This is a genomic window from Neobacillus terrisolis, assembly GCF_051233475.1.
Lineage (GTDB): Bacteria > Bacillota > Bacilli > Bacillales > Cytobacillaceae > Bacillus_BU.
The window spans coordinates 1-6,666 of sequence record NZ_JBKFGH010000056.1; the positions used below are offsets into that span (position 1 = coordinate 1).

6 protein-coding genes are annotated in these 6,666 nt (G+C 34.8%); all 6 read right to left on the reverse strand.

What is annotated here, in order from left to right:
• Positions 1-544: 544 nt before the first annotated feature.
• Complete coding sequence (locus tag ACI48O_RS22635; protein ID WP_435564080.1) at positions 545-1,114, reverse strand: kinase; 570 nt, start codon at positions 1,112-1,114, stop codon at positions 545-547.
• 34 nt (positions 1,115-1,148) lie between these two features.
• A complete protein-coding gene (locus ACI48O_RS22640) occupies positions 1,149-2,063 on the reverse strand; it encodes an NAD-dependent epimerase/dehydratase family protein (RefSeq protein ID WP_435564075.1) in 915 nt (304 codons plus the stop codon).
• Positions 2,064-2,135: 72 nt separating this feature from the next.
• Positions 2,136-3,200, reverse strand: coding sequence for an aminoglycoside phosphotransferase family protein (locus tag ACI48O_RS22645; protein WP_435564076.1), 1,065 nt, complete (start codon positions 3,198-3,200; stop codon positions 2,136-2,138).
• 31 nt (positions 3,201-3,231) lie between these two features.
• Positions 3,232-4,410: a carboxylate--amine ligase gene (locus ACI48O_RS22650; protein WP_435564077.1), complete on the reverse strand. Its 1,179-nt coding sequence runs from the start codon at positions 4,408-4,410 to the stop codon at positions 3,232-3,234.
• On the reverse strand, positions 4,407-5,735 hold the full coding sequence (locus ACI48O_RS22655; RefSeq protein WP_435564078.1) for a glycosyltransferase family 4 protein: 1,329 nt from the start codon (positions 5,733-5,735) through the stop codon (positions 4,407-4,409). The genes ACI48O_RS22650 and ACI48O_RS22655 overlap by 4 nt, the downstream gene beginning before the upstream one ends.
• Entirely contained in the window at positions 5,732-6,388 is a 657-nt protein-coding gene (locus tag ACI48O_RS22660; protein WP_435564079.1) for a PIG-L deacetylase family protein, read from the reverse strand. Before ACI48O_RS22660 ends, ACI48O_RS22655 begins: the two co-directional genes overlap by 4 nt.
• Positions 6,389-6,666 lie beyond the last annotated feature (278 nt).

Sequence of the window (6,666 nt, forward strand, 5' to 3'; positions counted from 1 at the left end):
GGCACGCCGCCAGCGTTCGTCCTGAGCCAGGATCAAACTCTCCAAGAAAGTTGATTTAGCTCATAAAGTTACGTTGGCTCGTGAACTTCTATTATATAGAAGAAACACGATATTTATTGTTTGTTGACGTTTGTTTGTTTAGTTTTCAAAGAGCAATTAATATTCACTTCGTTTGAAGCGAACTTTATTATCATAACACGATGATGATCAGTTGTCAACTTCTGCGAAGAATTATTTTTCAACCTATCGTGTCACCATGTTGCGATGACGTTTTATTAATATATCATCGTTTTGTTTTGTTGTCAACTTCTGCGAAAATATTTTGATTGTCACAAAAACCTGACCAACAAAGAATGCTAATCAATAATAACATGGTGGGTACTCTCATTCAACGCCAATGTTTTCCTTATAGGAACCTTTCTAAAATAAAATACATACCCTTTCGTATTAATCTTTCCAACAAAAAAACAATCTTTCCTCAACAAGAGACTAGACTGTTTTTTATCCGCAAGTATTAAGGAATCTACTGTAACTTTTGATAACTTTAATCATTCATTATATCTTTCCATTCAGAAATAAGTGAAGGTCGCAACTTTTTTACATGTTTCAAAAACTCATTCAAATACCCAAATTTCCTTAATCCGGTTAATAATTTATAAGGTACAGTTCTATTCGTAGTTAACGCCCTCTTAAGGTCAATTACTTTTATTTCTTCTATATGATTAAATAAAATGTGGCGAACTTCAACATCAATTCTTGTATATCCCACAGCTTTCAACTCATCTAACATATATAAAATTTTAACTGCAATCGATTCTGGCAAATGCTTATTTATTCTTAAATATCGTTTAAGTGAAATTCCATTCACATACTCCATTATAATATAATTTGTTCCATAACCATAAAGGCGGGGAATAACAGGAGAAGATTGCCCTAATTGAAGTGCCATTAACTCCATTTTTTGAGTTTCTTCCTCCGCAAAAACTTTAACGCATCCTTCTGTTGTCAACTGATAGACAGCTCCGTCTCCTCCCTTCCCAATAAACTTATATCCAGATAAATCTTCAATACTTATTTTTCCATTAAAATTATTCAAGCTGACCCACACTTTCATATTTTTCATATTTGACCATATTTTATTAAAAATCCTACTTTGACTGATAATATGCTAAAGTTTCAACTAATCCTGTCTCTAAATTAAAGGATGGCTGCCATCCTAAAATGGTTGAAGCTTTATTGATATCCAATCTACTATGACGTATATCACCATCACGTGCAGGCATATAAATGGCTGAAACATCTTTAGAAGATAAATTTTTGATCTTATTATAAAGTTCGTTAATACTTGTTTTTGAATTACATCCAATATTAAAAATTTCATTTTTTCCATTATGAATAGATAACAGATTGGCCAGTGCAACATCTTTGACGTACACGAAATCCCTTGTTTGGCCTCCATCACCGAATATAATCGGAGACTCACCTTTTAACGTTTTATTAAAAAATATTGAAACGACTCCGCCTTCGCCTTTTGGAGTTTGACGGGGACCGTAAACATTGGCGTATCTTAAAATGGTGAAAGGAAGTTGGTGGAGTTTGTTAAAGGTTTGAATATATAATTCAGAAGTATATTTAGAAATACCGTAATAGGATAAAGGCTGAAGTGGAGATGTTTCCATTATACTTACGTCATCCTTTTCACCATATACAGCACAAGAAGAAGAAAAAATGAATTTTTTTACGTTAAACTCTTGGCAACAATTTAATAAATGGATTGTACCCAAGATATTTTGGGAGGCATCTGAAACAGGATCCTTTATAGAAAAAGCTACATCCACCTGGGCGGCTAAATGTATGACAACATCCGGTTTTTCTTTTTTAAAAACATCTTTTAAAAATGGAGAGGTAATGTCAATTTCATATAGTCGATAACTTGGGTGTATAAATTCCCTTTTACCAGTAGATAAATTGTCCACTACAACTGGTTCATATCCTGTTTGGCCTACTAAATCGACAACGTGGGACCCTATAAATCCTGCTCCCCCTGTTATTAGTACCTTCATCGATACACACTTCCCTTTTATCTATTCAGGAGGAACTATATAGCGTTCCCGTCATCCTCCTCATTTTTAAGATTATTGATATAATCCAAGCTCTTTCCCCCACATTTCTATTTTTTCGAGGTACCGATTAATAAGTATACTTTGCTCTCCGTTTAACATCCTGCGCAAATGATTTAACAGTCTTTTTTCTAACGCTCTTTGTAAATACGTCATTTTCATTAATTTAAGTGGGTCGACTTTGAATGTTATTCCATGCTTTTGCATTTCTCGACGATATAAATCTACACACTGATTTCTTATCTCATCTTGTTTCTTGTGCCAATCTCCGCGAAAATCAATTAACAATTCAACAAGTACGACCAAATCATACCAACATGGGGCGTATTTCGCAGATTCCCAGTCTATAAATTGCACTGTCCGGTTCCTTGTATTTCTCCAACAAATATTATGGATATGGAGATCCCCATGAATGAGACATTGACCAGCCTCGATCATTTCGGGGAAAAATAGAGGACCCTTTTTCAATATTTTTTGTAAAGAAGTATATCTTGGGCCTACTATTTCTTTTAGACTTGGCTCTTTTATTGCTTGCTCAAGATGCTCAATAGTGTTTTCTATATGCTGAGTCCTTTCAATTTCCATCGATTTAGAATCATAATGGGGTAGCCAACTATCAAAAATGTCTTCATATTTCAAAATTCTTTGTTCAAAGGTCTTAGCATGAAATTTTGCCATTGTTGGAATTATTTCGGCTAAAGTTTTTGGAGTCAATTTTATTTGTTTTGTAAAAGGATCCAAATATTCCATGAACAGCCAGATTTCCCCATTGTTTACATTCGATTCTAACCAATACATTTTCGGCATTATCTCATCATAAACCGAGTGCGCTTTCTTATACATATTCATTTCAACGATACGGTTTTGTTTGAATGGAGGAAGATAAATTTTAAGTACGATTGGAATGAAGTCCAACCCGTTTGTAATGACTAAGCTCCATAAACTTGTCGATTTCCTTGAACTTTTAAGGCATACTATTTTGTCCTCCACCAATTTCACTTTGTTACCCAAAATACCTCTAAACTTTTCTCCCCATCTAAAATGCTGCCATTGCCTTAGAATCTCTTGCTTACTGCTCAATGTAAATTCCCCCTCCTTCCTAAGCCTACTTTTAACGTCTTCCCCATAAATTTCGCAAGTGGGAAATAAAACTTCGAATAAAGGGAAGTGGATCGTCCCACATAAATAAAGCCTCGACCTTTTTCCCGGACAAACTCTTAAACCACTTGCTTAACGACATTTTTCCTTCCCTATGCTTTTGACGAAAGGAAAGAAAATCACGTACAAAATAAACCCATTTGACTCCTTCTTTTTGTTTGGTAATAGGCGCTGGATTTTGCCCTGTAACAGACAAATAGTATAAGTAAGTTAAATTAACATCGCAGGCAATAGATAACCATTGTGTTAAACCCATTCTTGGATTTATTTCTATAAATTTTAGAGTTCCATCTCTTGGATCTCTTTTAAATTCTGAGATTGCTAAACCTTTAAAAGCCATTTTTTTAAGAAAGGTCACAGCAAATTCAATGATTTCTTCGTCTCTAACACTGAGAGCAAGAGCACTTGATCCAAACTGAGGGGGAAATTGATGCAATTTTTGGTTCATCCAAATGCCAATTAAATTCATCTGATCATCGAAAAATGTTTTGACTGAATAAATACAATTCTCTTCCCCAGGGACCACTTCTTGAACCATTAGCTCCCCGAATGAATGATAAAAACGGTATTCTTCACTTAACTGTGATTTCTCTTCGACAACAATGGCTTTTTTATATAGACGGTGATCAATTCGTTTACGGAAATGTGAGGAGTTGACTGGTTTTAAGATACATGGGAAGGAAATTTGATTGATGATTTGCTCAAGCTCTTGCTCGTTTTGTATTGAAAAGGTTTTCGGAGATGGAACGTCATGTTTTAATGCAAGTTCATATGTTAAACGCTTATCTAGTACAGCTTCTATTAGTGAATGTTCTGGTAAGAGGAAATGATAATATGGAGAGAGTTGATCTCTATTTTTCGAAATAAAGTAAACATAATCATCAGATCCTGCAAGCAATACGGCCTTCTGTTGAAATTTTTGACCTGATATAATCAGTAATTGGAGCAATTCTTCCTCTTGAGAAACTGGATCAGGACATATTTCGCATCTTGCGTATCGAGTTTTTCCAATTTTATATTTTCCTTCAGTATCAAAGGCAAACACCTTTATCCCTTTTTTAGCTAAACTTCGAACAATACCGATACCAGTTGCACTTAAATCAAGGACAACAGCGGGGATATCATGTTTCATCCCTTTTCCTCCTGTGATATTAAAGATAGATAAATACGCTCAATTTTCTTGGACATATTTATGGCTGTTAAATTTTTTTCTGCAACGTTCTTAGCATTTTCAGCTAATTTTTCTCTTAAAGTCCAATCAGTTACAAGAAGTAATAATTTCTCTGCGAGCTCTTCAGAATTAGCTGGCTCAACGATGATTCCAGAGTATTGGTCTTGTATAATTTCAGGAATGCCACCACAATCGGTAGTTAAAATAGCCTGTTGTGCAAACATCGCCTCAATGATCGAGATCGGTACAGTATCACTTGTGGTTGGTAGAACAAAAATATCGGAATCGTTTAATAACTCAGCTATGTCATTTCTGCTCCCTAAGAAGTAGACATTGTCTAACTGTAACTCCTGAACCTGAGTCTCCAGTTCGTTTTTCATCTCTCCATCCCCAACGATTCGGACTTCAACATTATTTAATTGACTCTTGATATACGAAAGTGCCTCAAATAAATATTTATGTCCTTTACGCGGACGAAGACGCGAGACACAGGTAATGATGATCTTGTCATTCTGGTAATAATTTTCCTTTTTGATTTTATTCCCGGCAAATTCAATTCCTGTATAAACCGTTGTCATTTTTTCGTCCGCGGCACCAAGAGAATTTAAAATTGGCCTAAATACATGGCTTAAGATGATTGAATGATTTGAATTTTTGATTGCCTGGCGGTCCACAGCAGAAAAATAAACTTCTTCGATCGACCCTTTTTTGATTAAATTAAATTTCAGTCTAGTATGGGTCATAAATCCATGCGGAGTAAAAAGGAGTGGTTTTTGATAATTTTGGTTTAATCTTCCCAAGACGTTGGCAGTAAAACGATCTTGTGCATGAAAAATATCATATTGATTTAGATTTATTTTTCTTAACATCATTTCATAAAGAACAAGATCACATAGATTTTTAAGAATCTTGTCACTAAAGCTACCATAACGGTTGATAAAATATTGTTTATAATAATGGGCAATTTTCTTTCGCAAAATGCTTGTTTCACTTTTAGAAAATTGGTTTGGGGCAATGACATCTACATGATGGCCTAATTTCTCTAATCCTTTTTTTAGCGACTTTATATAATTTTGAAGTCCCCCTACGAAAGGATAATTCCAAAATGTTGTAATTAATATCCTTAACTTTTTTGAAGAATTTTTATAGAAGAGAATCGGTTTACTTTTAATAACTGGATATTCACTATATGAATCTGTTCCACTATAATACTGATCCATTGCTGAGATCAGATAGGGATACGGGGGTGGCAGCGCGGGAAGGTCGTTACTTAATTTGTTATTCACTTCCAAACCCTCCTGATGATTTCAAAAGCTTCCGCATACTCAACTCCAACGGTCATCCCCCTCACTCGAGCCAAATATTTCACTCCTTCGTAAGAACGGGGATGAGGATATGGTCTCATCTCAATATCATAATGCTTAAGTGACTTGAGTTTATCATCAATTGTATCGGTTATATCAACAAAATAACACGGTTTGAACTCTTTATCATTGGTACGTTGACTCCATTCACTGGAAGATACCGTTTCAAAGCAAAGAATTTCAACCGGATTTTTTCCTGGAAGCGGTCTTGCTGCAGTTAAAACAGCTTGACATAAAATTTGATGGTCACGATTGATATCTCCATAATGATGCGTAAAAATAATCGATGGTTTATACCTGTCCATCAGATCTTCAATTTGTTTGTTAATCGAAATTAGCGGTATTGTCTCTAATAAAAGATTAGGAAGCTTTAAAAAAATCACTTCACTTACTCCAAGCTCTTCATTTGCCCTCAGCATAGCTGATTGAATATTTTGCTCCTCTTCCTTACGTCCCTTTGCAGCAACAACAGAAATTACTTTATAACCATGGTTAATTAACTTTTTAATTGTTCCGCCGCATCCAAGAATTTCATCGTCGGGGTGAGCTGCAATGACTAGGACATGCTTATCCATAAGACCTCAACTCCTGGAAAAATTACTTTCTTGTCATTATATGTAAAGGAATTTGAAAGGACCGGGACAATTGCTAATTTTTCTAATAAAAAATAGTTATTTTGGCTATCTTGTTTTCTTCGGGTACAAAATAAAATAAATTATTCGGAAACAGTAAAAAAAGAAACCTAATCAAAGTTAAAGTGTACCCTTTGTAAAGGACATTTTAAAAAAGGCCTAGGCTACCTGTAAAAGATGATTCCTGTACTGTACAGGAGTCATCTTTTTTAGGTTCCATT

Coding starts and splice junctions, on each gene's coding strand:
- ACI48O_RS22635 (WP_435564080.1), bottom strand. CDS start 1,114: ATGAAAGTGTGGGTCAGCTTGAATAATTTTAATGGAAAAATAAGTATT.
- ACI48O_RS22640 (WP_435564075.1), bottom strand. CDS start 2,063: ATGAAGGTACTAATAACAGGGGGAGCAGGATTTATAGGGTCCCACGTT.
- ACI48O_RS22650 (WP_435564077.1), bottom strand. CDS start 4,410: ATGAAACATGATATCCCCGCTGTTGTCCTTGATTTAAGTGCAACTGGT.
- ACI48O_RS22660 (WP_435564079.1), bottom strand. CDS start 6,388: ATGGATAAGCATGTCCTAGTCATTGCAGCTCACCCCGACGATGAAATT.